This window comes from Amycolatopsis sp. NPDC052450 (genome assembly GCF_044547565.1).
In the GTDB taxonomy this organism is placed as follows: Bacteria; Actinomycetota; Actinomycetes; order Mycobacteriales; family Pseudonocardiaceae; genus Amycolatopsis.
Genome location: NZ_JBIUAQ010000007.1, coordinates 61909 through 85072, shown reverse-complemented (window position 1 = coordinate 85072; position 23164 = coordinate 61909). Strand labels below are relative to the sequence as shown.

Genomic DNA, 23164 nt, shown 5'->3' with positions numbered 1-23164 from the left:
AACACACGTTCAGGAACACTCGACACACGGCAACACTAGCCCGCGGCTTGCGAAAATCGCAAGTCCGGAGAATGATACTCATCGGCAAGCAACGAGGGGACACACGCAGGTGACTATCGCGGCGGAGTACGGGCCGGGCACAGGCACCAAGGGAATGCCGCCGGTGCCAGAGCCGGGGCAAGTGGTCAACGTCCGCGGCTCCAATTGGGCTGTCGCCGACGTGCGCCGACAGGGCCTGCCGCGTAGCCCAGCGGACGAAGGCATCGCTGGTCTCACCCACGTCGTCGACCTCCAATCCCTCGAAGAAGATCGCCTCGGCCAGGAACTCGCCGTCGTTTGGGAGTTGGAGGTCGGGCACACGGTCGCACCCGATCAAGGGCTGCCGGAACGCATCGGCGCGGACACTTTCGACGACCCCAACACGCTCGCCGCCTTCGTCGACGCCGTGCGCTGGGGCGCCGTTACGTCGGCATACTCCAACTCTTTCCAGGCGCCGTTCCGCAGCGGTGCCAACGTTGAGGCCTACCAGCTCGAGCCGTTGCGTCGCGCACTTCAATCCTCGCGGACGAACCTGCTGCTGGCGGACGACGTGGGCCTCGGCAAGACCATCGAGGCCGGTCTGGTCGTCCAAGAACTGCTGCTACGCCACCGTGCGCGAAATGTAGTGATCGTATGCCCGCCGAGCCTGGCGCTGAAGTGGCAGGACGAGATGCGGGAGAAGTTCGGACTCGACTTCGCCATCGTCAACAGTGACCTGCTGGCCAGGGTCCGCCGCAGCCACGGGCTCAACGCGAACCCCTTCCGATTGTTTCCCCGGGTGATCGTCAGCATGGCCTGGTTGCCGACGCTGCGGGCACAGCGCCTGCTGCGGGACGTCTTCGCCGACGTCCGCGACACGGCGACGGCCCGCCGGTTCGCCTTCGACATCCTGGTTGTCGACGAGGCTCACCACGTCGCACCTGCGAGCCCGACGACCGCGCCGGGACGGCGTGGCTACGCGGTGGACAGCCAGCGTACGACCGCCACCAAAGCGCTGGCGGAGAAGTGCGAACACCGGCTCTTCCTCAGCGCGACGCCGCACAATGGTTACCCCGAGTCGTTCACCGCGTTGCTGGAGATGATCGACGGACGCCGGTTCACGCGGGGTGCGAACCTCGACGAGGGGGCGCTACGGGACATCGCGGTCCGTCGGCTCAAGGTCGAACTCACCGACAAGGACTTCAAGGTCCGCAAGCTCAAAGTGCTCACGTTCGAGCCGAACGACGACGAGCAGCGCCAGTTCAGCACGTTGGACCGCATTCTCACCGACAATGCCCGCGCGAACGGCAAACGTAGCTCGGGTGACATCGTAGCGATGCTGCTGAAGAAGCGCTTCTTGTCCAGCCCGTGGTCATTCGCACGCACGCTGGATCTGTACGAACAGGCGGCCGCCACGGGTCGACAGCTCGAGCTGGACGACGAGGGCGACTACTACGAGGAGGTCCTGGGCAGCGGCCAGTCCGACGAAGAGGAAGGCGACGCTGAACACCCCGAGTTCACAGCGCTGAGGCAGAGCAAGGGCTCCAATCCTCTCCGCGCAGGCACAGATCGAGAGATCAAAGCGCTGATCGACTGGGGTAGCGGCTACCAGAACCGACCGGACACTCGCCTCACCGCGCTGATCAAGTTCCTCGACGCGATTTGCCGCCCGGACGGCAAACGCTGGAACAACGAGCGAGTTGTGGTGTTCACCGAATACTCGGCCACGTTGGACTGGATCGAGCGGGTTCTCCTGCAGCGCGGATACCAGGACGTGCTGGCCACGATCCAGGGGTCGACGCCGACTGAGGAACGCGAAAAGATCCGTGCGCAGTTCACAGAGGATCCTGCCAAGTATCCGGTGCGGATATTACTGGCCACGGACTCCGCAGGCGAAGGAATCGACCTACAGACATATTGCCATCGGCTGGTCAACTTCGACATTCCATTCAACCCCTCTCGACTCGAGCAGCGTATCGGCCGCATCGACCGATACGGCCAGCTGGAAACGCCGGAGATCTACCACTTCGCCCCAGTCTCGACGTCCACTACCTACGCCGCCGACATGGACTTCATGCGCCGCATTGCGGAGAAGGTCGGCAACGTCGCCCATGATCTAGGCTCGGTGAACCAAGTCATCGACGTCACCGTGCAAAATCACTTCAGCCCCAAGGCCAGCGTGCGCAAGACCAAGCCGTCCGCACCCGATGATGGCAACGCGATCATCACTCGTGCACTTGCCGGCGGCATGGAGCTCAATCGCAGGCTCACCGAACTGTCGAACACTTACGGCGAGCGCAAAATTGAGATGCATCTGACGTCCGGCAACGCCCGGCGGGTTGTCGACGCGGCGTTGACGCTGACCGCACAGCCACCATTGACGGAAGTAGGCCATGAGGACACCGACGCCCAGGTGTTCGCCGTGCCGGGTCTCGGCTCAGCCTGGCAACCCGCACTCCGGGGCCTGGACACCAGGCTAGATCCAGGCGTCCTGCGGCCGATCACGTTCGACGACCGGGCCACCGGCATTAGCGGCCTGGTGCATGTCCACCTCGGCCACGCCCTCATGCAAAGGTCGACGCGGGTATTGCGTAGTGCGTTGTTCAGTGTGGACGCGCCGGTCAATCGCGTGACCGCGGTCATCGTCGACGACCTGCCGCAGTCCTGTGTCGCGGCAGTGTCCCGCCTGGTCTTGGTCGGTCGTGGCGGGGTGCGGCTCCACGAGGAGGTGTTCCTCACCGGTATCCGCGTGCGTGGCCAGGCAATGGCGGAGGCGAAGGTCGAACAGGTCCTCGACGAAGCCCTCGACGCCGAGAACCTCGTGTTGGCGGGAAGGGACGTGCGCGCTTCGCTCGCGGCAGACTGGAACGCGGAAGACTCCCGGCTACGGGCCCGGCTGCTGACCGCCATGGCACGCAAGGCCGAGTCTCGCCAGGACAAGGTCACCGAGGCGCTGGAGACGAGGCGGGACACCGACATCGTCAGGGCACGGGAGATCTTCGACGCGTTCCGGGTCAACTTACGCGAGTCCCGCGACCGTCTCACGCGCGATATCCAAGAGCAGGAGGAACAGCTGTTCACCGACGATCAGCAGGCCCAACGGCGCCGTGATCTGCGAACCATGGAAGACCGGCTGGCTGGCCTCGACGACGAGGAACAGCGAGAGATCACCGCGATCGACGAGCGCTACCGCGACATCAAGCCCCACGTATCCGCCGCGGCCGTGGTGTTCGCGCTGACCCCTGCCGACGCCGAAGCCGGGAGTGTGGGCGCATGAGCCGGAAATTCGTGCCGTCGGCCAACGATCTGCACCGTGGCTGGCTAGAGCTAGTCGACGCCGACGGGCCGTTCCTGGCGGTGCCGACGCTCAAGCGCGTGTGGCCACAGGGTATGCCGCAACCCGACGCGGATGCGCTCGCGGCACTGAAGGACGCGAAGCCCGCCTTCGAAAAAGCCTGGGAAAACTGGGATCGACGGAGGGACGATCAGGCCGCGACCGAGTTCTACCGCGAGGCACGAGACGCCTGGGTGGACGTCGTTCTGCATGACGTGGTCGGCTGGGGCCATCTCTACACGACGGCGGCGGCCGGGCACGAAGTCCGCTCTCCCAACCACGCAGTCACGATCAGGCCGACAGGCGCACTCGTACACAGTGACACGACCGGCGCACTCGTACTCGTCGTCGATCCGGTCGATTCGCTGCGCGACCCGATCGACGACGGCTGGGCCGCTAGCGCGATTGATCGCATGGAAGAGCTTCTCCGAGCTGGCAAAGTCCCGGTCGGGGTGGTCACCGACGGGCGCTGGTGGGCAATCGTCAGTGCCCGCGAGCAGACCATGGTGGCCTCTGGCATCGTCGACGCACAGACGTGGATCGAGGAGCCGCAGACCCGCAACGCGTTCATCGAGCTGCTCCAACGCCGCGGCCTCGTCGGCGGCAAACCCGAGGACCGCCTGACAGAACTGTTCAAGGAGTCGGTCGCCGCCGCTGAGGAGATCACCGAAGCACTGGGCACGCAGGTTCGGCGAGCCGTCGAACTGCTGGTGCAGGCTCTCTCCGAAGCAGCCCTGACCACGGTCACGGACCCGTTGCCCGCCAAGCGGTCGGATGTCTACGAAGCCGCCGTCACTGTCATGATGCGAGTGGTGTTCCTACTGTTCGCCGAGGAGCGCGGCCTGCTTCCTCAAAGCAGGCTGTTCGCTATGGGCTACGGGATCACCGACGAGCTGGACGCCCTGGAAGCCCGGGCGCAGGAAGAGGGCAGCGAGGCTCTCGACAGTACACATCTAACCTGGCACCGGCTGTTGGCGACATCGCAAGCCCTCTACCAGGGCGCATCATTCGAAGACCTGCGGTTGCCTTCGTACGGTGGTTCGCTGTTCGACCCCGCCCGCTTCCCGTTCCTTACGGCGCGCGGTGAACGTGCCACGCTGGCGATAACTGTCAGCGACCGGGCAATGCTCGAAGTCCTGAAGGCTGTACAGGTCGCGAAGCTGCCTGGACAGCCGGCGCGTCGGATCTCGTTCCGGGACGTCGATGTCGAGCAGATCGGCTACATCTACGAGGGTCTGCTCGGCTACACCTGCATAGAGGTCGATGAGGTGACGGTCGGACTGATCGGCAAGGCAGGCGAAGAGCCGGAGATCCCGCTCGCCACTCTCGAAGAACTCTTCAGCGCCAAGCCGACAGACCCTGCTCGTGCTGACGGGATTCTGGCATGGTCTAAAGAGAATCAGCCCGCTGCAACGCCGCCGAGCAAGACAGCTCTTATGCAAGCCATCCGCGCCAATGACGAAGTCGAGGACGCCGAACGCGCGCTACGCGCGGTCACGGCTGACGTCGACCTGCGCGACCGTTTGCGCCCGTTCGTCGGAATCATTCGCCGCGACCTGCGCAACCGCCCGCTGGTTGTCGTGCCCGGCGGTGTGATCGTCATCGAGACGCCATCGCGTGCGTGGGCAGGCGCGCACTACACACCGCGTTCCCTCGCAGAAGAGGTCGTCCTCCATGCGCTGGAACCTCTCGTCTTCGACCCGGGGCCGTATCAGCAGGTCGACGGATGGGTGCCGGTGTCTTCGGACCGGATTCTGGAGCTGAAAGTCGCCGACATCGCCTGCGGATCGGGCGCATTCCTCGTCGCAGCCGCCCGCTACCTCGCGGAACGGCTCGTCGAGGCACGGCAGCGTCAGGGTGAAGCCATCGGCACGCCGCACGAACAGATAACACATGCCATCCGAGAGGTCGTGGCCAGCTGTCTTTACGGGGCAGATATCAACGGCATGGCGGTGGAGATGTGCAAGCTGTCGCTGTGGCTGGTGTCACTCGACCCGAAGCTGCCGTTCTCTTTCGTAGACGACAAGATCCTGCACGGCAACTCGCTACTTGGGCTCACCGATGAACGACAGCTCAAGTACCAGCACATCAACCCTGGTGCCGTATCACAACCGCCCCTGTTCCAACCAGACGTCGACGGCACACTGCATAAAGCTGTTGCCTTGCGTCGCAGGCTCGCCACCGAAGTAGACAACACCGACCCGCAACGATCGGCGACGACAAAGCGCCGACAGTGGCGTGAGTACCGCACGTTGATCGCGGAACTGACAGAGGTCGGCGATGCGGTGGTCGCCGCAGGACTCAGGCACGGCGGGAAACCGGGAAAGAAGCTGAATGCCGAGTACGTCGATCTCAGCGTTGCACTCGGGTTGGCACACAGCAAGTCGGACCGAACCATGCTGGATGGCATCCTCGATGCAGGGCTCACACCGACTGCCGAAACGGACTATGAGCGTTGGCGGCCATTGCATTGGGTGCTAGCGGTGCCGGACGTCATGGAACGCGGAGGATTTGACGCAGTAGTGGGCAACCCTGCATTCCTTCACAGCAAGAAGATCACAACTGCATACGGAAAGAACTATCGCAACTTTCTTCAAAACACTCTTGCCATGGGCGTCTCGGGAGACGCTGACCTTGCCGCCTATTTTCTGCTGCGACAAGCCTCCCTAATTTCCAACAATGGAGTAATTGGGATTGTCGTTACCAAGTCTATTATGCAGTCGCACACCAAGACTGTTGGACTTGATCAGGTGCTTTCAAGCGAGGCAACTCTCGTTCGCTTATCCGACACCTTCGACTGGGGGCCACGGGGCGCCTCTGTATCAGTGGCCAAGATCTGGGTAACCAAGAAAAGTGTAGCCACCGAAAGTAAAGTAGTCATCGGCGATCCGATGCAGCCAGCGGGACATCTTCCTGTGCGCGCCTACGTTGGAACCTACCCCAACGGTGACGGTTTCCGCATTCCCGCCCATCGCGCACAAGAATGGATAAAGGGACAGCCTAATCTGGCTTCAAAATTGTTTCCCTACATTCGAGCGGCCGATCTTTCAACAGGCGATCCAACAAGCCCTGAAGAGTATCTGATCGATATCGATGGCCTACCTGAAAGCGAAGCTCGCGAATCGGGCGCCCTTTGGCTACACCTTGAAACGAATCAGCGACCCTGGCGCGAGAAGCCCACAACAAAAGCATCAACCATGCAATGGTGGGACTTTGAACGCTCGGCAGACGCGCTATACAAGGAACTTCAAGGTTTGGAACGCGCAATTGGCATTCCACGAACCAGTAACCTGCTGATGCCGCGCTGGATTCCGGCGCACACAAGAGTAGATATGGGCGTTATCGTATTTCCGACCGCCGATTGGTCCATTTATGCACAGGTAGCATCGAGCCTTCACTACCATTGGGCACTCAGCTACGGCGCCACGACACGAGACGATCCGAGCTACGCTCCCCGCAGACTCTCTAATACATTTCCTTGGATGACCAAGGGTTTCAATACTGACCCAGTTGAACAATTCGAGGCAGAGCTCGAGAATCAATGCCGAAGGCTTCGAGGGCTCCGTCCTACAATGAATGCTTTCAACGACGCTAGAAATCACAGCTCCGACATCAATAAGCTTCGAGAGTTGTTTGTTGAATTAGATTCCACGACTCTCTCCCTATTTGGCTGGGAAGACATTGAGCCGACATACGACTTTCGTGAACGTAATAATCTTACCCGTTTTACCGTGGATTTGACATCGCGCAACGAAATCTTGCATCGCCTCCTCGAGGAAAACCACCGCCGGGCCGCGGCTCAAGGTGAAGCGCCACAGGCCGAGCCCGAAGAGGATGAAGAATGACGAGTCCCCACGACAAACAGCCGGAGTACCGCCTGACGCACGAGCCGGACGGACGGTCCTGGACGGCGAGGGAGAACCTCGTCGACATCCTCGAGCGGGAGCTGCTCGGCCCGGCCAACGGCCGCAACGAAATCTTGGACGGCGTGCCGGATTCGGCCTACCTCATCGGCCGGATCGCACCGGCGAAGCTTAAGTCCGACAAGATCGATCCGACGGGCGTCAACGACGACGAGGCCGCGACCGACATTGGGGATGCCATCGACGCCAAGGAAAGCCGCGGCGTACCGGTCACTGCCGTCGACGAGAGCGGTGCGGGCGCCGACGACGACAACGTCGAGGACGAGCCGCAGAAGCGCGGGCTGATGATCCCCGCGTCGATGGGACTGCGCTGCCAGGTCCCCGCCGATCTGGCCGAGTTCACTGTGACGACATCCTGGGGGCTGTACGAGCCGGTCAAGCAGAAGAGCGAGGACGCACCACGGATCCGGCGCTACCAGCGCACTCCGATCGAGATCGTCAAGACCGTCACCGTCGACGAACTCGTATCCGGGGAAACCACAACGATCCAGCTCAAGGACCAGGTCGTCCTCCGGATCGATCGGCAGGACGACCCTGAACGCGGCTGCCGCCTGATCGAAGTCGCCCTATGCAACGATCGTGAGACACCACGCAAGATCCCCGTCAATGCCTGGCTCTATCAAACGAAGCTGGTCATCAAGGCCGGTGGCGAAGCGGTATTCCTCCCGGTCACCGATGTGCGTGAGGACACCCGGCCGCAAGCGGACGACGAGCTGCGGCGGTTACAACTCCAGTATCGAGACCGGCTGGAGTTCGCCCACGGACGCACCTGTTCAGTGGACTGGACTGTCGCTGACGGCGCGCGTCGAGCCAGCGAGATCCGCACAACCTGGCTACCCACGTCCCAGACGCCGCAGACCACGGCCGAGGAAATCAGCGATGCGCTGCTCGACATGACCGTTCTGCACACCGCGAGCCCGAAGCAGCTCCGGGCCGGCTTGACGCCCATCGTCGCGAAGTACACGTCCTGGTTAGACCTCCAGCAGCAGGAAGCTGAGACGCTGCCCGAGCATCTGCGCCGCGAGGGCGAGGACGCGGTCGAGGAAGCTCGCAAGGTTCAGCAACAACTCGCCGCTGGGCTTGAGCACCTGCTCACCGACGACGAAGCGTTGCGCTGTTTCCGATTCATGAACCAGGTGATGGCCGACCAGCGCATCCAGTCGCAGGTGGCGGAACTACGCACGGCGAACCCGAAGCTGAGCATCGACCAGGCCCGCTCGACGATCCTCGAAGACAAGGGAGTGGAGGCCCACTCCTGGAGGACGTTCCAGCTCGCATTCATCCTGATGCAACTGCCGTTGCTGACCGATCCCGCCGCTGCCCAGCGATCCGGCGATCTCGCCAAGGCACAACTGCTGTTCTTCCCCACCGGCGGCGGTAAAACGGAGGCGTACCTCGGTCTTGCCGCATACACCTTCGCTGTTCGGCGCCGTCAGGGCATCGTGTCCACTTCGGACGGTCCGCTGGACGGCAGCTCGGGCGTGGCGGTGCTGATGCGCTACACGCTGCGACTGCTCACCGCGCAGCAGTTCCAGCGGGCGACCGCGTTGATGTGCGCGGCCGAAGTGGCACGGATCAAGGATCAAGCCACGTGGGGCACCGAGCCGTTCCGGATCGGCCTTTGGGTTGGGACCGACGTGAGCCCGAAGCGATTCGACGAGGCCGACGCTCAGCTCAAGAAGGTCAACGCGGGCAGCGGCTACCGGCTGACCGTGTTGCAAATCCAACGCTGCCCGTGGTGCGGAAGCAAGATCAGCGCTCGGGATGTCCGGCCCGAACCCGGGAAGCGACGGGTCTACGTATATTGCGGAGATGACCTGGCGGGATGCCCGTTCGCTCAAGGCGGCGCGGCGGGCGAGGGTTTACCGGTGCTGACCGTCGACGAAGAGATCTACCGACTTGCCCCCGCGTTCGTCATCGCCACGGTCGACAAGTTCGCCCGTCTGGCGCGTGAAGGCGAAGCAGCTTCGTTGTTCGGTTACGTGTCCAGGCGCTGCGAGCGCCACGGTTTCGTGCACCCCGACTACAAGCATTGCGATATCAAGGACGGCAGCAAGCATCCAGCCACAAAGGACGGTCTCCTACCTGCTGCCGCAGTTCGCCCGACCGGCCGACTCCGCCCGCCGGACCTGATCATCCAGGACGAGCTGCACCTCATCACGGGCGCACTGGGCACAACGGTGGGACTGTTCGAGGTCGCAATCGATGTGATGACCGCGTGGCAGACGTCGGATGGCAGGCCCGTCCGGCCGCTGGTTGTCGCGTCCACAGCGACAGCACGGAACGCGTCAGATCAGGTGAAAGCTCTGTACGGCCGCTACGTGACCATCTTCCCGCCACAGGTACTCGATGCGGGCAAGACCTTCTTTGCCAAGGAGGCACCGGTCTCCGAAGAGTTCCCTGGCCGTTGCTACGTCGGGTTGAGCACGACCGGAGTCCGCCTCACCACCGCGGAGATTCGGGTCGCCGAAGTCCTGATGGCGGCCGGGCAGCTACTGCTGGACCGCAGCGGTGCGGCCGCCGACCCATATCTCTCCCTCGTCGGCTATTTCAGCGCAACCCGCGAGCTGGCCGGCATGGCCAGGTACATGGGCGATGACATCCAGACTGCGCTCGCCAAACGACGGCCCTGGTCCCTGCTGCCTCGCCGGACCGGCACGAACTTCGGTGCCCTGCACGTCGCCGAACTCACCTCGCGCGTGGCCAGCGCGGACATCACCGCAACGCTGGACCAGATGGCGGTGCCGTTCGACCCGGACTTCGACTCGACCGCCGCAAAACGAACACATCACGCGTTGCGCCAAGCGAAGAAGCCAGTACCGTCCCGGGAAGTGAGCCCGTACGACGCCGTGCTCGCCACCTCGATGCTCCAGGTCGGCGTCGACGTCACCCGGCTCGGGTTAATGCTGGTCGTCGGTCAGCCGAAGAACACCGCCGAGTACATCCAGGCGTCCTCCCGGGTCGGCCGTGACGCGGACCGTCCCGGCCTGGTTGTGTCACTCGGCAACTGGGCCCGTCCTCGCGACCTGGCCCATTTCGAGCAGTTCCGCCACTACCACGAGACGTTTTATGCGCAGGTCGAGGCCCTATCGGTGACCCCGTTCTCGGTGACGTCGATGGAGCGCGGATTGGACGGCGTACTGGTCAGCGCCGCGCGTGTTCTCCAAGCCGCACAGGCGCAGGGACTTTCCCCCGAAGACGGGGCAAATCGGATCGAAGCGGAACGCGACTTCACGGTCGAACTAATCGACGCGCTGGTCCGCCGGGTGCGGCGCGCGTCGTCGGATGAGGAAGCGGCCGACCGGGCACGACAACGCCTGTCCAATCGGCTGGACCAGTGGAGCAAGCGGCATAAGCACCTGGCGGACCAAAGATTGTCGCTGGTGTACGAACGGGTCACCGATGACGGGCTCCACCGGCCGCTCATGATCAGCGCGGAGAACGCCCGATCGCTGGCCGACAGCAGGGACAGTGCGCCTTTCGTCGTAGCCAACTCGATGCGCGAAGTCCAGCCGGAGATCAACCTGCTGGTCAGCCCCATCAAAGAGAACTTGGTTTACATCGCGCCGCCCGGCGCTCCGAAGTGGGAACTGCCTGAGGAGACTTCGTGACCCGTTTCGTCCACGACGACACCAACGTCGTCGATCCGCTGGGTGATGCGGACGCCGAGGAGGAGAAAGGCAGAAAGCGCAACCGCGCCAAGGTCGGCTCGGGGCGTCCTTCTTCGCTGCTTTACACCTACGGCCCGGGCGCCATTATGGACCTTCCCCAGTTCACGGTCATGCCCACCGGGCTGGACGACTGGGAACGCATCTGGAATCGACGCGACGGCACTCCCCCGCAAATTCGGGCGCCGAGGCTGCGTGAGGTCGTCGGCAAGATGCTGAATTCCCGCGACGTACAGCTTCGCCCTCATCCCTGGCAAGCAAAGAAGATCAGCATGTCCAGCGAGGGCAACGACCTCGGCGTACCTGCGCGGGTGTTCCCGCAGTGGCTGCGCTGCACGGGGTGCGACATGCTCGGCAGCCTTTCGCAATTCGACTACCACAACACTCATCCCTTCCGCACCGACCTTGCTTGCTTCGAACATGGAAAGTGCACCGGTCGTAGTGGCGACAAGACCCGCAAAGCGACTCGACGCACCGCGGTCCCCGCCCGGTACCTGCTTGCATGCGTCAACGGGCACCTCGACGAGTTTCCCTACGAACTGTGGGTCCACCACGGGAAACCCTGCGCCGAGGCGCAGATCCCCGCGTTGAAAATGATCGACCGGACAGCCGGGAAAGGCGCAACCGCGACGATCGGATGCTCCTCATGCGGGTTGCGACGGCCGATGAACGAGGCGCAAGGTGAAGCGGGAAAAGCAAAGCTTCCGAAGTGCCGTGGCCGGCACCCACACCTGGACGCGTTTGAGCGCTGCGGCATCGACACTCGGCTCATGCTCGTTGGCGCATCGAACCTGTGGTTCCCGGCCACGCAGTCGATCATCGTGATGCCCGAATCCGCCGAAGAGACAGCTGGCGAGCTAGTCAACCAGATCCGAGTCGCGCTCGGCGACAAGCTGGCCAAGTATCGCAACAACCTCGACATGCTCAAGGATCTACTCGACGACAAGGTACACGTCGAGGCGTTGTCCGACACCGAGCTGGCCAGCGCGGTCGACGCTGCGGCGGAGCCGCCAGCTTCTGTGGAGGACCAGCAAGCCTTCCTCCGTGACTGGGACCCGGTAAGCCTGCTCGTGCCGGAATGGCGTTACCTCCTGAAGGACCCACAATGGGACCACGTCGGGGACCCGGTCAGCGGGCTGACCCTCTCCAAGCGGAACCGACACGCCGATCTGCGCCCGGAGATCTCCCGAGTGCTGGCTGTGGAGCGACTTCGTAAGGTCAACGCGCTGGTCGGCTACACCCGCATCGACGACATGGACCGGGTCGGCGACCTGCCACAACGGCTGGCCCCGCTCGCTCGATCGCCCCGGCCCGCCTGGACTGTAGCTACGGAAGATCGCGGCGAAGGCATCTTTATCCAGCTCGAAGAGGACAAGGTCGCCGCATGGGAAGGACGAGTCCTCACCGATCCTTTGTGGCGGGCTCACCGTGAGGCGCACAAGCGCAACTTCGGCGGCCGGTTCTCCGAAACAGCAAAAGACGTCGATGCCGATACCCGATTGAAGCCCCCGCGCTACTGGCTAATCCACACCTTCGCGCACGTATTGATCCGCGAGCTGGCGATGACCTGCGGGTACTCGGCGGCGAGCCTGAGCGAACGCCTCTACGCCTGGCCCCAAGCCGAGGGCCGGGAGGCGGCAGCAGGCATGCTCATCTGCACTACGGCGGCGGACAGCGACGGTACTCTCGGCGGACTTGTGCAACTTAGCGAACCCGACCGGCTGAAACGCGTCGTCTCATCGGCTCTTTCTCGAGCTGCCCGATGTTCTTCGGACCCGGTCTGCGCAATGCGAACACCGAAAGACCCCGAAGACTTCCTGCACGGTGCCGCTTGCCACTGCTGTGTGATGGCGTCGGAGACCTCGTGCGAGCGGGCCAACAGATTCCTCGACCGACGGTTCCTGCTCGATCTGCCGGGGAGCAAGCTGGGCTTCTTCCAACGTGGCGATTGACGCCAATGCGGCCTGGGCGCTCGGCAGGCTCCTCACCGGTACCGAAGCCAAAGACGTAGCCGACCGGTTGCTTGATGGCGACACGCTGACGGTCGCGCTCCAGGCCGTCGCCGCGGGTCGGCGTCCACAAATCAGGGAGCTGATCGACCAGACCGGGCCATGGCCCGCAGTCCGCGGCCACGTCACCGCCTTGCTGCGCGCGGTGGAAGGCGCACGGTCCTTCACAACATCCATTGACCCACTGTGGACTATGCCTGGACACTTGGCGCAAACCGGCCCATTGACCAGCTCGGTAACGCACCTGGTGGACAACGCACGCGAGTCTGTCACCTGTTCGACATTCAACTTTCAGCGAACGTCCGGGCTCTGGACAGCACTGGGCGAAGCGGCAAAGAGACCTGAAATATCCGTACGGGTCTATCTCGACACCGTCGCCGCAGATCGGGGTTCCCGTGCTGGATCCCCGACCACCTCGGAAGTCGCAGCTCACCTGCGAAAAGCCACCGTGCTACGCACCAAGACGTTTGACGGAAGCCAGGCTCGCAACCACGCGAAGTTTCTGGCCGTCGATCACCGTTTCCTGCTGGTGACCAGCGCGAATTTCTCATGGAGTGCCGAACACGGCAACATCGAGTTCGGGGTGTTCATCGACAACCGGAGCCTGACCGAAGCTGTCGAACGCGAGCTTCTCCGGGCTGAAGATGTTTTGTACGAACGAGTTGTCCTCTGAAGACAGATTCCAGCAGTTTCTGCATCCACCATTCGGCGTCCTGCTTTAGCGAACACCGAACACCGAACACCTGCGATGGTCGTGCCATGTCTGTCGAGATCATGGCGCGATCGACACCGCCATTGCTGCGTTCGCACCAGTCGGCGCCTTGGCAAAAACTCCAGAGATGGGCTCCACCGACCGCGCTGAAGCGGAACTGATTGCCCGATCGGCGGCAGCCAGACGGCTTCACCTTACGTAGCCTCCTTTCCGGGAACGTCACCATGGTCGCGGAGGTTGGAACAGTGGGCCGACGAATCGGCGGGGCGGGCGGCGGTTCGGATCCAGGAGAAGGCAAGGGCGCGGGAACGCTTGTCGTGGCGGCCGCATTCGTTCTCGTGGTCGCGGACGGCACCACCGGAGCGATGAGCACCGGCGGCGGAACTTCCGGTAACGGTTCCGCAGTCGACAGCGCCCTGTCACGCGATCTGAACACTCGCAAGAATGAAGGCAAGAAGTCCGCCAAGAAGGGCAAAGCGGACGAGGCGTGGAACCGCCTGGACTTGCGCTCCATCAAGAAAAACCTGAAGAGCGATGCCAAATGCCTTGCCGCGTCCACTGACCAGATCCGGGAATTCTTCCTGCGCATACCATGCGAGTCGCTCGTCCGATCTCTGCTGGTGATCGGCGATGACCGCAGCAACACCGCGGCGATCTCGGTCGCCTGGGTCTCCTTTCGCGACCGTGCCGACGCGACGGCCTTCGAGCGAGTAGAAAGGGTTCATGGAAACGGCGACATAAAACCGCTGGCCGGCACAGCGCTGGACCTGGCCAACGTCCGCTTCACCGGACACCACTTCGACTCCCGTCGAGACGGCCGCGTAGTGACTGTGGCAGAAGCGGAGATCATGAACGGCCACCTCGACAATACCGTTCTCGATGCACTGTCCGAAGTCGCGGTTTGGCTTCCGAAACCCTGACGCGCTCTGATCAGCCGCCTGCCGGGCGCCCGTCCGGGTCCGTCATCGTGATGGCACCACCCCGCGACTGCAGCACCACGTCGGCACGGTACTTCCCCTCACCAAGGGCAGCGACCGTGCCGAGACTGACCATCCGAGTGGTGGCGCCGTCACGGTCGAACACCAGCAGATTGCCATCCTGGACGTAGTCGCCGCTGTGGGTGCCGTCGCCTTCGACCGCGGCGGGCCTGCCGAGTTCGCGTTCGATCCGCGCGCCTGAAGCGGGGCCGATGATGACCTGCACTGACGTCCAGTCGCCGGGCGCCAGTTCCTTGAGCGGACGCGAGCCGCCTGAACGGGCGAGCTCGGTGATCGTTTTTTCGAGACCTTCGTCGAATTCCACTGTCACTCCCGGGGTGCCCGGGCCGCAACCCGCCACGAGGGCGAGGAGGGCGAGCAGAGTCACTATCAAGCGCATGGTCAGTATTGGTCCGGAGTCGCCGACGGGTCGCCGGGGTCGTGGTCGTCATTGCGCCCCGGATTGTCCGTGGGCCAAGGGTTGTTCTTGGTTTCGCGGGTCTCGCCGGGAGGCGGTTCGTTGGACGATACCAGTGTGTCGTTCTTGTCGATGACCACCATTTTGCCGTCCTTGACCGCTTGTTCGACCAGGTTCGCCAACTCCTCGGGGCTGGCGTCCGGGTTGGCGCGAGCGATCGAGCGGCCGACTTCGTTGTTGTGCAGGTCCATGGCCACTGGGACGTGATGGCTCGTGGGGTTCCGTTCGTGCGCCGTGGCGAAGTCGCGGGCCCATTCCTCTCCGTACCGCTGCGTCATCATCGCGTTCCAGTAGGCATGGCGGAAAGCGTCGGCGTGTCCGTCGGTCAAGCCTTTGCCCTCGAACTTGCCCTCGGCGACGTGCAAGGCGTCTTGCCGGATGTCAGCGAACTCCTTGAGTCCGAGCAATCCCTTTCGCATCTGCAGATCGTCGAGCAACTTGGCTTCGGACTGAGTGATCTTCTCCTTCGTGAAACCCGCCCGTTCCGCGATCCAGCCGGTCAGGCCGCTCGGCCAGACAGTCGTGCCGTCCGTCTTGACTTGGTATTTCGCCAGGAGATCGCGGTGTCGCCGTTCATCGGCGATGCGGTCTTCGCCTGCCGCGGCGGCGGCCGCCAGCGTCGTCGCGCCCGCGTCCCCGATCTCGCCGGCGAGAATACGTTCGAGTACGGAGTTCAGTTCGGTGTCGATTGCGCCGGCGCGAGCCAAGATGCTTTCCACCTCGACTTGCAAGAGCACGCTGGAGAGGAAGCCACTGGCGTTTTCGGTTTCGACGACCTTGCCATTGTCGATCCGGAAGCCGTTCTTGGCGGCGAAGTCCTCTGTCGCCTCGATACCGCGCACCAAGTCACGCACGGCCTGTTCGGTGTCATCGATGATCTTCACGGCCGCGGACAACCGCGCGGCGAGATCCTCGAGTTCCTGGGATCGGGCTCGAAGATTCTCGACCGCCGCGTCCGCTGCTTCCCCGGTCCAGCCGGCAGGCTTGGCGCCGTCGATCTCGTCCTGCAAACCGAGCACCTGACGGTTCTGCGCGGCCAGGTGGTCACCGATCTGCCCTATCCCGTCCGGCTGCCACTGCCTGACATCGGCCCACGTGACCATCAGCCGCCACCCGCCCCGCCGAATACCTGCTCACCGGCGTCGTCCCGAGCTCGGTATGCGGTGGCGGCGGTGGTCAGCGAGTCCGCATAAGAGTCGACCCCCTTGGCCCAGGTGCCGGTGGCGTTCCCCCAGTGCGGACCGAGCTCGGCGGCGGTCTTCGCGGACTCCGTGCCGGTCAATGCACTCGAAAGCGCCGCCACCCGCTCCAGATCCAGCTCGCGTACGATTCCCGCGGCCCGCTTCGCCTGATCGGCTGCGGCACGCAGGGTTTTCGGATCAGCTTCGAACCCCGTCATTTACCCCTCCCCCTCGATTTGAGGCTACTTGTCTCGTTTGGGAGGTTCAAGCAAAAAGCGAAGGGGCGATTCAGTCCGTCACCGCTGACGGCAAGGCAGGCAGAAGCCCGGGTGCCGCATCAGGTTGCCTGTCATGAGCAGCAGCGTGCTGGAGCCAGCCTTGCGGTAACCAGCCACCCGTCACCAGTTGCGGATGCCGCGGATGCTGGTCGAGCGCCCAGGTGACGAACAACAGTTCCGCATAGTCCGACTGCAAAAGCCGCGAAATGGGGCCGTCGACGCTCTCCCCGGTGAAATGCAAAGTCGCGGGGGCCACGATGCTCGCCGCGGTGATAGCGCTCCAGTGCCACCTGAGCACCTGCGGCGTGTACATGTAGAAGCCGTAGCTGCTGGCATAGAGGGAACCTCGGACTATCGGCACCCATCGAGGCATGGCAGCCGCCTGCGCGGCAGTGCGTGCCCGAGACTTGGCGACGGCTCCGCCGATCAGCGAGCCGGCGACCAAACCCAGCCCCACCGCTCCAGTACCGAAGACCATCGGCGTATTGACTTGCCAGCTCCCGTCCCCCAGCGCTCGAAAGTCGGACAGAATGAATTGCCCTACCGCCCACAGCCGTTCGTCATCGGCGTTGACCGTCGGAAAGGGGGCGAGCACTTCCGGAGTCTGGCTGAGGTCGTGCCCGCCCGCGACCATGGCCGCGAGATAGCAGGTATACCGCAATACCTCGTCGCGTTGGGTCCACGGAGGAGGACCGGTCACGTTTGGTTTCTTCCGCCCCATTCCGAACCCCTCCGGCGATCTTCGCGAGCAAAGTACGGGGCAGGATAGCAATTCCGCCAGGAATCACACCAGAGAGCACGAGGCCCCTGGAATTCGCATTCAGGGCCCCGTGATACTACGTTTTTCGAACCTCAGGCCTCATGGAAGTCATTGAGGCGATGAGCTTCAACGGACGACTCCGTGGCGGTCAGCCAATGCGGATAGGTGACATAGACCAGTTCCGCGTCCTCATCGGCCACGTAGACCACCTCGGTCCCTGCCCGCAGGTAGATCACCTCGCCGGCCCGAGCCGTCACCGACTCCGAGGGGCCTTCGACGGTGAATGTGCCGGAAGTGATGACGAGGGCCTCGTCATAGGTCATCTTCCACGGGTTCTTCTCGCCCTTCCCGTAGCGGGCGAAGCCGACGGACATTGCCGCGCCGCTGTCTTGCGAGAGGACGTCGGCTAAGAAGATCTGCTGGTCGAGGCGTTGGAACCAGGTCGAAGCGTCATCGCTCGTGAAGTGTTCGACGGACATCCAAGTCTCCTTAAGTGGAAGTTTCTCCACGTAGTTAACTGGAGAAAGTTCCACTTGTCCACCGGCTAGGCTCACTGAGTGCTTCCCATCGCAGGAGCCGGGACTCCAGAGCGGGCGGACGCGGCTCGCAACCGGCAGAAGATCGTCCGCGCGGCGGCCAGGCTTGTGGCGGCCAAAGGGATCGACGGGCTCGCGTTGGACGAGGTCGCGGCAGAGGCGGGCGTCGGGATCGGGACCGTGTATCGGCGGTTCCCGGACAAGGGCGCGTTGGCGCAGGCGTTACTCGACGAGAACGAGCGCGAGTTCCAGGAGGCGTTCATCAGCGGGCCGCCACCGCTCGGGCCAGGAGCGCCAGCAACCCACAGGCTCAGGGCATTTATGGACGCGTACGTCGATAGGCTTGAGACGCATGGCGAGTTGCTCATGGTCGCGGAGACGGAGACGCCGATGGCGCGGTTCGTGACCGGCGCGTACCGGCTGCACCACAGTCACCTGGTCACGTTGATCGGCGAGATCGACCCGGGCGCCGACGCGCACTTCCGGGCCGACGCGATCTTGGCGCCGCTCGCCGCGGCGCAGTACGTCCACCAGCGGCGAAACGGTATGACGGCGGAGCGGATCAAAGCGGGGCTTGGTGACCTGTATCTGACTCGAGGCATGCGATGAGCGAGTACCAGTACTACGAATTCCTCGCGATCGACCAGCCGCTGGACGAACGTCAGCAGGCCGCCGTGCGCTCCCTCTCCACCCGCGCGAGGATCTCCGCCACCAGTTTCGTCAACGAGTATCACTGGGGCGACTTCAGCGGCGACCCGGATCAGCTGATGGAGCGCTACTACGACGCGCACGTGTATGTGGCCGACTGGGGAACGCGCAGGCTCATGTTCCGCCTGCCACGCCACTGCTTGGACCTCGACGCGGTCAGGGATTACTGCGTCGGCCACTATTTGTCAGCCTGGACGGCGGACGAGTTCCTCGTGCTCTCCCTGACGAGCGAGGACGAACCCGACGAGTTCGACTACGAGGCCGAAGCGAGGCTGGCGGCTACAGTCGGAGTCCGCGCCGAACTCGCGGCGGGTGATCTCCGGCCCCTCTATCTCGCCTGGTTGGCGGGCTATGGCGCCTGGGAGCGAGACGAATGCGCCTTCGAACCCGACGCCGACGCCGACCTCGAGCCGCCCGTGCCACCCGGTCTCTCCACACTCACCGCACCGCAACGGGCGCTTGCCGATTTCCTGCGTCTTGACGACGAACTGCTCGCGAGCGCGGCCCAGACGAGCCCACTACTCGCGGATGACCTCAGCCAGGTCGCGGCCTGGATGACGAATCTGCCGCTCGCCGACAAGGATGAGCTTCTGCTGCAAGTCGTTCGAGGGGACGGCGTCGCCGCGCGGAGGGAACTGCTTCGCCGATTTCGTGGCGAGCAAACCGCGACCATCAGCGATCCACCACGACGAACCGTTGCCGACCTTCTCGACAACGCCGCGCGGTTGCGAGCCAACGGTCATTCGCGAACCTAGATGTAGTGACCACGGAGGTTGGGTACGGGGAGACACGTAGTCGGATGATCTTGGCATGAGGGAGGGCCTCCGGGTTCGGTGTGGATTGCGACATCTACCCCGGATTCCTGGAGGCCCTCGTGACTCACGCTAACGCACCGTTGACCCCTGCCGGGAGGCTGCGCCTGGCCCGGTGTGTCGTGGACGATGAATGGCCGTTGCGGCGGGCCGCGGAACGGTTCCAGGTCGCGGTGTCCACGGCGAAACGCTGGGCCGGCCGCTACCGCACGGGCGGCGAAGCCGCGATGGTCGATCGTTCGTCTCGTCCGCGCCGCAGCCCGTCGCGGACCCCGGCCCGCACCGAGCGGCGGATCATCAAGGTCCGGGTCCTGCGCCGGTGGGGGCCGGCCCGGATCGCCTACCTGCTCGGGCTGAACCCGTCCACGGTGCACCGGGTCCTGCGCCGTTACGGCCTGGCCCGGCTCTCCCACCTGGACCGGGCCACCGCACAGCCGGTCCGCCGCTACGAACATCCCGCGCCCGGTGACCTGATCCACGTCGACATCAAAAAGCTGGGCAACATCCCCGACGGCGGCGGGCACCGGGTCCTCGACCGCGCCACCGGCCTACGGCACAAGAAAGCCACCACCACCGCCCGCTACCGGGATGGCAAACCCAGGATCGGGTCCAGCTACCTGCACAACGCCGTCGACGACCACTCCCGCCTGGCCTACAGCGAAATCCTGCCCGACCAGAAGAAAGAAACCGCGGCCGCGTTCTGGCAACGAGCCCACACCTTCTTCACCAGCAACGGAATCACCGTCACACGGGTCCTGACCGACAACGGGGCCTGCTACAAATCCCGCCTCTGGCGCGACACGCTGCGCGACGCGGACATCGTCCACAAACGCACCCGCCCCTACCGGCCCCAGACCAACGGCAAAGTCGAACGGTTCAACCGCACCCTCCTCGAGGAATGGGCCTACGCCCGCCCCTACCACTCCGAGACCGAACGACGAGACGCCTACCCAGACTGGCTCCACACCTACAATCACCACCGCGGCCACACCGCACTCAACGGCAAACCACCCGCCAGCCGCGTCCCCAACCTCACGGGTCACTACACCTAGACTCCTGAAAAGCTTGGAAGGGATGGCATGGATCTCGCGGTGAAGTCCGAACTGGTCGAGCAGGTGCGCGCGTTCACCGAATGGGTGGGCGCGGGGCGGAAACTCACTCAGACCGGGCGTCTCACCTTGGCTGACGCCAAAGCACTGGTGCCGTTGTTGAAGACCGGTGACGTGCTCGAGAAGAGCATCGGCGACCACGTGTACCGGACCAGGTCGAGCGAGCGTCTGCTCAACCTGATGCTCGTCGTGGAGTGCGCCAAGGTGACGGGGCTGGTCCGCAAGACGGGCCAGCGACTGGTGCAGGTGAAGAAGAATCAGGCACTTCTGGATGACCCGCAGAAGCTGTGGCTCGCGCTGTTCACCGGGTTCGACAAGCTGGGCGAGGCGTTCCTGCACTCGGGATTCGGCGAGTCACTGCTGCGCCCGGAGTTCGCGCACGGCAGCCGCGCCGCGTTGGCGGCGTTGTACAACACCGACGGTGCCGTCGGCATCGGGAGCTTGCGCGCGATCGTGTGGGATGTCGTCAGCGCGCCTTGGGTCTTGGACGATCTCACCGAACTGCAGTTCGAGATGTTGCGACGCTCGAATGACCGCGACACCAAGGAGACGCTCGAGGTCCTACAGCGATTGGGAGCGGTGACCCTCGGGAACAAATCGGCCGAGCTGACCGAACTCGGCCGGTTCGGCATGCGACGGCTCTTGGGCGAGCCGGAAGCAGGCGATCCGATCTACCAGGTGAAGGTCACCTTGCTGGAGATCGAAGGCCTTCCGGTGTGGCGACGGGTATTGGTTCCGGCTGCCATCCCGCTCGACCGGTTGCACGTCGTCATCCAGGCCGCGATGGGCTGGGAGAACTACCACCTGCACTACTTCCTCGATGGGAAGACCTACTACGGCGAGGCCGAGCCCGAACTGCAGTACCGCGACGAGCGGAAAGTGCGGCTGGACGACCTGGTGAAGCCCGGCGGCCGCCTCGAGTACAACTACGACTTCGGCGACAGCTGGGACCACGAGATTCTCATCGAGGAGGCCACGGTCGCCTCGTCCGACGGGCGTTACCCGCGGTGTATCGCGGGGCAAGCGGCGTGCCCGCCGGAGGACGTCGGCGGTACCGGGGGTTACGCGAGGTTGATCCAGATCCTCGGCGAGCCCGGACACCCGGAACACCAGGACATACTCGGCTGGCTCGGTCTCGACGACCCTGGCCAGTTCGACGCCGCGCGTTTTGACCTCGACGAAGTCAACCAGCGCCTCGCCTAGTGGATCTCTACCGGCCCAACGCGTAAGACGCCGTCGTCCAGCGGCACGCAGCGTTTCCCGCCGCGGCCCCGCAAAGCAGCGAAAGTCCCGCGAGGGTAGACGACGTCCATCCAGGCGCAGGGGTTGGCGGGCCGGTGGACCTCGAAGCGCACCGGACCATCGCCGGAGTCCAGCGTGACAACAGCGCCTCGCGGCAGAGCGTCCACGTCGAAGCCCGACAGCACGATGTTCCGCCGGGCCAGCAGGGGGTCGCCGGGCACGGAGGCGGAGAACAGCGTCACCGCGGCGGAACGATGCGCGGGGTGGTTGAAGTACCGGTCCCCGACCAGCCCCAGTCCCGCGCGCACCACGACGTGGTCGCGCGAGACCGGCACCGGATCAGGCCGCGCCCCCAAGGAGGGGCGGCCCTCGTAGGCGTGCACGGACGAGACGTGCAGCGCGACGATCAGCGCTCGCCCAGTTGCCATTCCGGCCGCACGTAGTGGCAGGTGTAGCCGTTGGGGATGCGCTCCAGGTAGTCCTGGTGTTCGGGCTCGGCTTCCCAGAAGTCACCGGCCTGGGTGACCTCGGTGACGACCTTGCCGGGCCACTTTCCGGAGGCGTCGACGTCGGCGATCGTCTGTTCGGCGACCTGCTTCTGCGTGTCGTCGGTGTAGTAGATCGCCGAGCGGTAGCTGGTGCCGATGTCGTTGCCCTGGCGGTCGCGCGTCGTCGGGTCGTGGATCTGGAAGAAGAATTCCAGGATCTGGCGGTACGAGAGCCGCGCCGGGTCGAAGACGATCTCGATGCCTTCGGCGTGCGAGCCGTGGTTGCGGTAGGTCGCGTTCGGCACGTCGCCGCCGGTGTAGCCGACCCTGGTGGAGACGACTCCGGGGTGCCGGCGGAACAGGTCCTGCATGCCCCAGAAGCAGCCGCCCGCGAGAACAGCTTTTTCCGTCACGATTGATCTCCTCTGGTCGTTGACATCCAGTACAACGTGCCGGACCGCGCCTGTCATCCCCGTCCGGGTGTGACGGAACGCTTACGTCCGCTGTGCGTCTCACGCTAGGTGAAAACCCTCCTGGCTGCCCTCGCCCTCCTCCTGGCCGGTTGCGCGACGACACCGGATGCCCCGAAACCTGAGGACGCCTTCCGGTTCGGCGGGATCTCGATGCCGGCGAGCGGGAAGGTGCTGGAGACGAAGTACGACCGGGGTATCGACTCGAGGTACCAGGTCGTCCTCACTCTTCCGGCGGAGGACGTGCCCAAGCTGCTCGAGGCATCGAACTTCGCGCCTGGTGTCACGGAGGACGACCGGATCGTCGACGGCCGTCGCGTGGTCCGGAAGGTCACCGTCGACGGGACCACGGTTCGCCTTGAGCTGTTCACGACGTGAGCACTCTCCGTGAAAAAGACGGTCCGTTCGGACTCGCCTGGGTGACCCCCTAACGTGTAGCTCCACGCACCATCCGCCGGAGG

General features: G+C 64.1%; 18 protein-coding genes. 11 read left to right on the top strand and 7 right to left on the bottom strand.

From position 1 onward, the window contains the following. The first annotated feature begins 109 nt into the window (after positions 1 to 109). From drmD to ACIHAO_RS14355, 6 genes are all read left to right on the top strand, one after another. Positions 110 to 3295 (top strand): DISARM system SNF2-like helicase DrmD, encoded by a 3186-nt coding sequence (drmD, locus tag ACIHAO_RS14380; RefSeq protein WP_396557855.1) that lies wholly within the window; start codon positions 110 to 112, stop codon positions 3293 to 3295. Continuing rightward, entirely contained in the window at positions 3292 to 7197 is a 3906-nt protein-coding gene (locus ACIHAO_RS14375) for an Eco57I restriction-modification methylase domain-containing protein (RefSeq protein WP_396557853.1), read from the top strand. The genes drmD and ACIHAO_RS14375 overlap by 4 nt, the downstream gene beginning before the upstream one ends. Further along, on the top strand, positions 7194 to 10886 hold the full coding sequence (gene drmA, locus ACIHAO_RS14370) for a DISARM system helicase DrmA (RefSeq protein ID WP_396557851.1): 3693 nt from the start codon (positions 7194 to 7196) through the stop codon (positions 10884 to 10886). The genes ACIHAO_RS14375 and drmA overlap by 4 nt, the downstream gene beginning before the upstream one ends. Then, on the top strand, positions 10883 to 12895 hold the full coding sequence (gene drmB, locus ACIHAO_RS14365; protein ID WP_396557849.1) for a DrmB family protein: 2013 nt from the start codon (positions 10883 to 10885) through the stop codon (positions 12893 to 12895). Before drmA ends, drmB begins: the two co-directional genes overlap by 4 nt. Then, positions 12885 to 13625, top strand: a complete 741-nt coding sequence (gene drmC / locus ACIHAO_RS14360; RefSeq protein ID WP_396557847.1) for a DISARM system phospholipase D-like protein DrmC — start codon at positions 12885 to 12887, stop codon at positions 13623 to 13625. Before drmB ends, drmC begins: the two co-directional genes overlap by 11 nt. A gap of 263 nt (positions 13626 to 13888) precedes the next feature. Beyond that, positions 13889 to 14584 (top strand): hypothetical protein, encoded by a 696-nt coding sequence (locus ACIHAO_RS14355; RefSeq protein ID WP_396557845.1) that lies wholly within the window; start codon positions 13889 to 13891, stop codon positions 14582 to 14584. A gap of 10 nt (positions 14585 to 14594) precedes the next feature. Here the strand turns inward: ACIHAO_RS14355 and ACIHAO_RS14350 are convergent, their stop codons facing one another. From ACIHAO_RS14350 to ACIHAO_RS14330, 5 genes are all read right to left on the bottom strand, one after another. Further along, positions 14595 to 15041, bottom strand: a complete 447-nt coding sequence (locus tag ACIHAO_RS14350) for a hypothetical protein (protein ID WP_396557843.1) — start codon at positions 15039 to 15041, stop codon at positions 14595 to 14597. 2 nt (positions 15042 to 15043) lie between these two features. Next, the gene (locus ACIHAO_RS14345; protein WP_396557841.1) at positions 15044 to 16222 is read right to left on the bottom strand and encodes a DUF6973 domain-containing protein; all 1179 of its coding nucleotides are present in this window, start codon (positions 16220 to 16222) and stop codon (positions 15044 to 15046) included. Then, the gene (locus ACIHAO_RS14340) at positions 16222 to 16518 is read right to left on the bottom strand and encodes a hypothetical protein (protein WP_396557839.1); all 297 of its coding nucleotides are present in this window, start codon (positions 16516 to 16518) and stop codon (positions 16222 to 16224) included. The genes ACIHAO_RS14345 and ACIHAO_RS14340 overlap by 1 nt, the downstream gene beginning before the upstream one ends. A gap of 70 nt (positions 16519 to 16588) precedes the next feature. After that, positions 16589 to 17278: a hypothetical protein gene (locus tag ACIHAO_RS14335; protein ID WP_396557837.1), complete on the bottom strand. Its 690-nt coding sequence runs from the start codon at positions 17276 to 17278 to the stop codon at positions 16589 to 16591. Positions 17279 to 17430: 152 nt separating this feature from the next. Continuing rightward, positions 17431 to 17817 carry a cupin gene (locus tag ACIHAO_RS14330; protein ID WP_396557835.1) on the bottom strand — a complete coding sequence of 129 codons (387 nt, stop codon included), beginning with the start codon at positions 17815 to 17817 and terminating at the stop codon, positions 17431 to 17433. 78 nt (positions 17818 to 17895) lie between these two features. On the opposite strand from ACIHAO_RS14330, the gene ACIHAO_RS14325 reads away from it, so the two are divergent. From ACIHAO_RS14325 to ACIHAO_RS14310, 4 genes are all read left to right on the top strand, one after another. After that, positions 17896 to 18483 carry a TetR/AcrR family transcriptional regulator gene (locus ACIHAO_RS14325; RefSeq protein ID WP_396557833.1) on the top strand — a complete coding sequence of 196 codons (588 nt, stop codon included), beginning with the start codon at positions 17896 to 17898 and terminating at the stop codon, positions 18481 to 18483. Further along, the gene (locus ACIHAO_RS14320) at positions 18480 to 19337 is read left to right on the top strand and encodes a hypothetical protein (RefSeq protein WP_396557831.1); all 858 of its coding nucleotides are present in this window, start codon (positions 18480 to 18482) and stop codon (positions 19335 to 19337) included. Before ACIHAO_RS14325 ends, ACIHAO_RS14320 begins: the two co-directional genes overlap by 4 nt. Before the next feature lie 119 nt (positions 19338 to 19456). Further along, complete coding sequence (locus ACIHAO_RS14315; RefSeq protein WP_396557829.1) at positions 19457 to 20446, top strand: IS481 family transposase; 990 nt, start codon at positions 19457 to 19459, stop codon at positions 20444 to 20446. 27 nt (positions 20447 to 20473) lie between these two features. After that, on the top strand, positions 20474 to 21706 hold the full coding sequence (locus tag ACIHAO_RS14310) for a plasmid pRiA4b ORF-3 family protein (RefSeq protein ID WP_396557827.1): 1233 nt from the start codon (positions 20474 to 20476) through the stop codon (positions 21704 to 21706). Here the strand turns inward: ACIHAO_RS14310 and ACIHAO_RS14305 are convergent. Both ACIHAO_RS14305 and msrA read right to left on the bottom strand, forming a co-directional pair. Beyond that, positions 21703 to 22173, bottom strand: coding sequence for a molybdenum cofactor biosysynthesis protein (locus ACIHAO_RS14305; protein WP_396557825.1), 471 nt, complete (start codon positions 22171 to 22173; stop codon positions 21703 to 21705). The genes ACIHAO_RS14310 and ACIHAO_RS14305 overlap by 4 nt on opposite strands. Further along, positions 22152 to 22646: a peptide-methionine (S)-S-oxide reductase MsrA gene (gene msrA, locus ACIHAO_RS14300; protein WP_396557823.1), complete on the bottom strand. Its 495-nt coding sequence runs from the start codon at positions 22644 to 22646 to the stop codon at positions 22152 to 22154. The genes ACIHAO_RS14305 and msrA overlap by 22 nt, the downstream gene beginning before the upstream one ends. Positions 22647 to 22754: 108 nt before the next feature. On the opposite strand from msrA, the gene ACIHAO_RS14295 reads away from it, so the two are divergent. Then, positions 22755 to 23081 (top strand): hypothetical protein, encoded by a 327-nt coding sequence (locus tag ACIHAO_RS14295; RefSeq protein ID WP_396557821.1) that lies wholly within the window; start codon positions 22755 to 22757, stop codon positions 23079 to 23081. Positions 23082 to 23164: the final 83 nt, after the last annotated feature.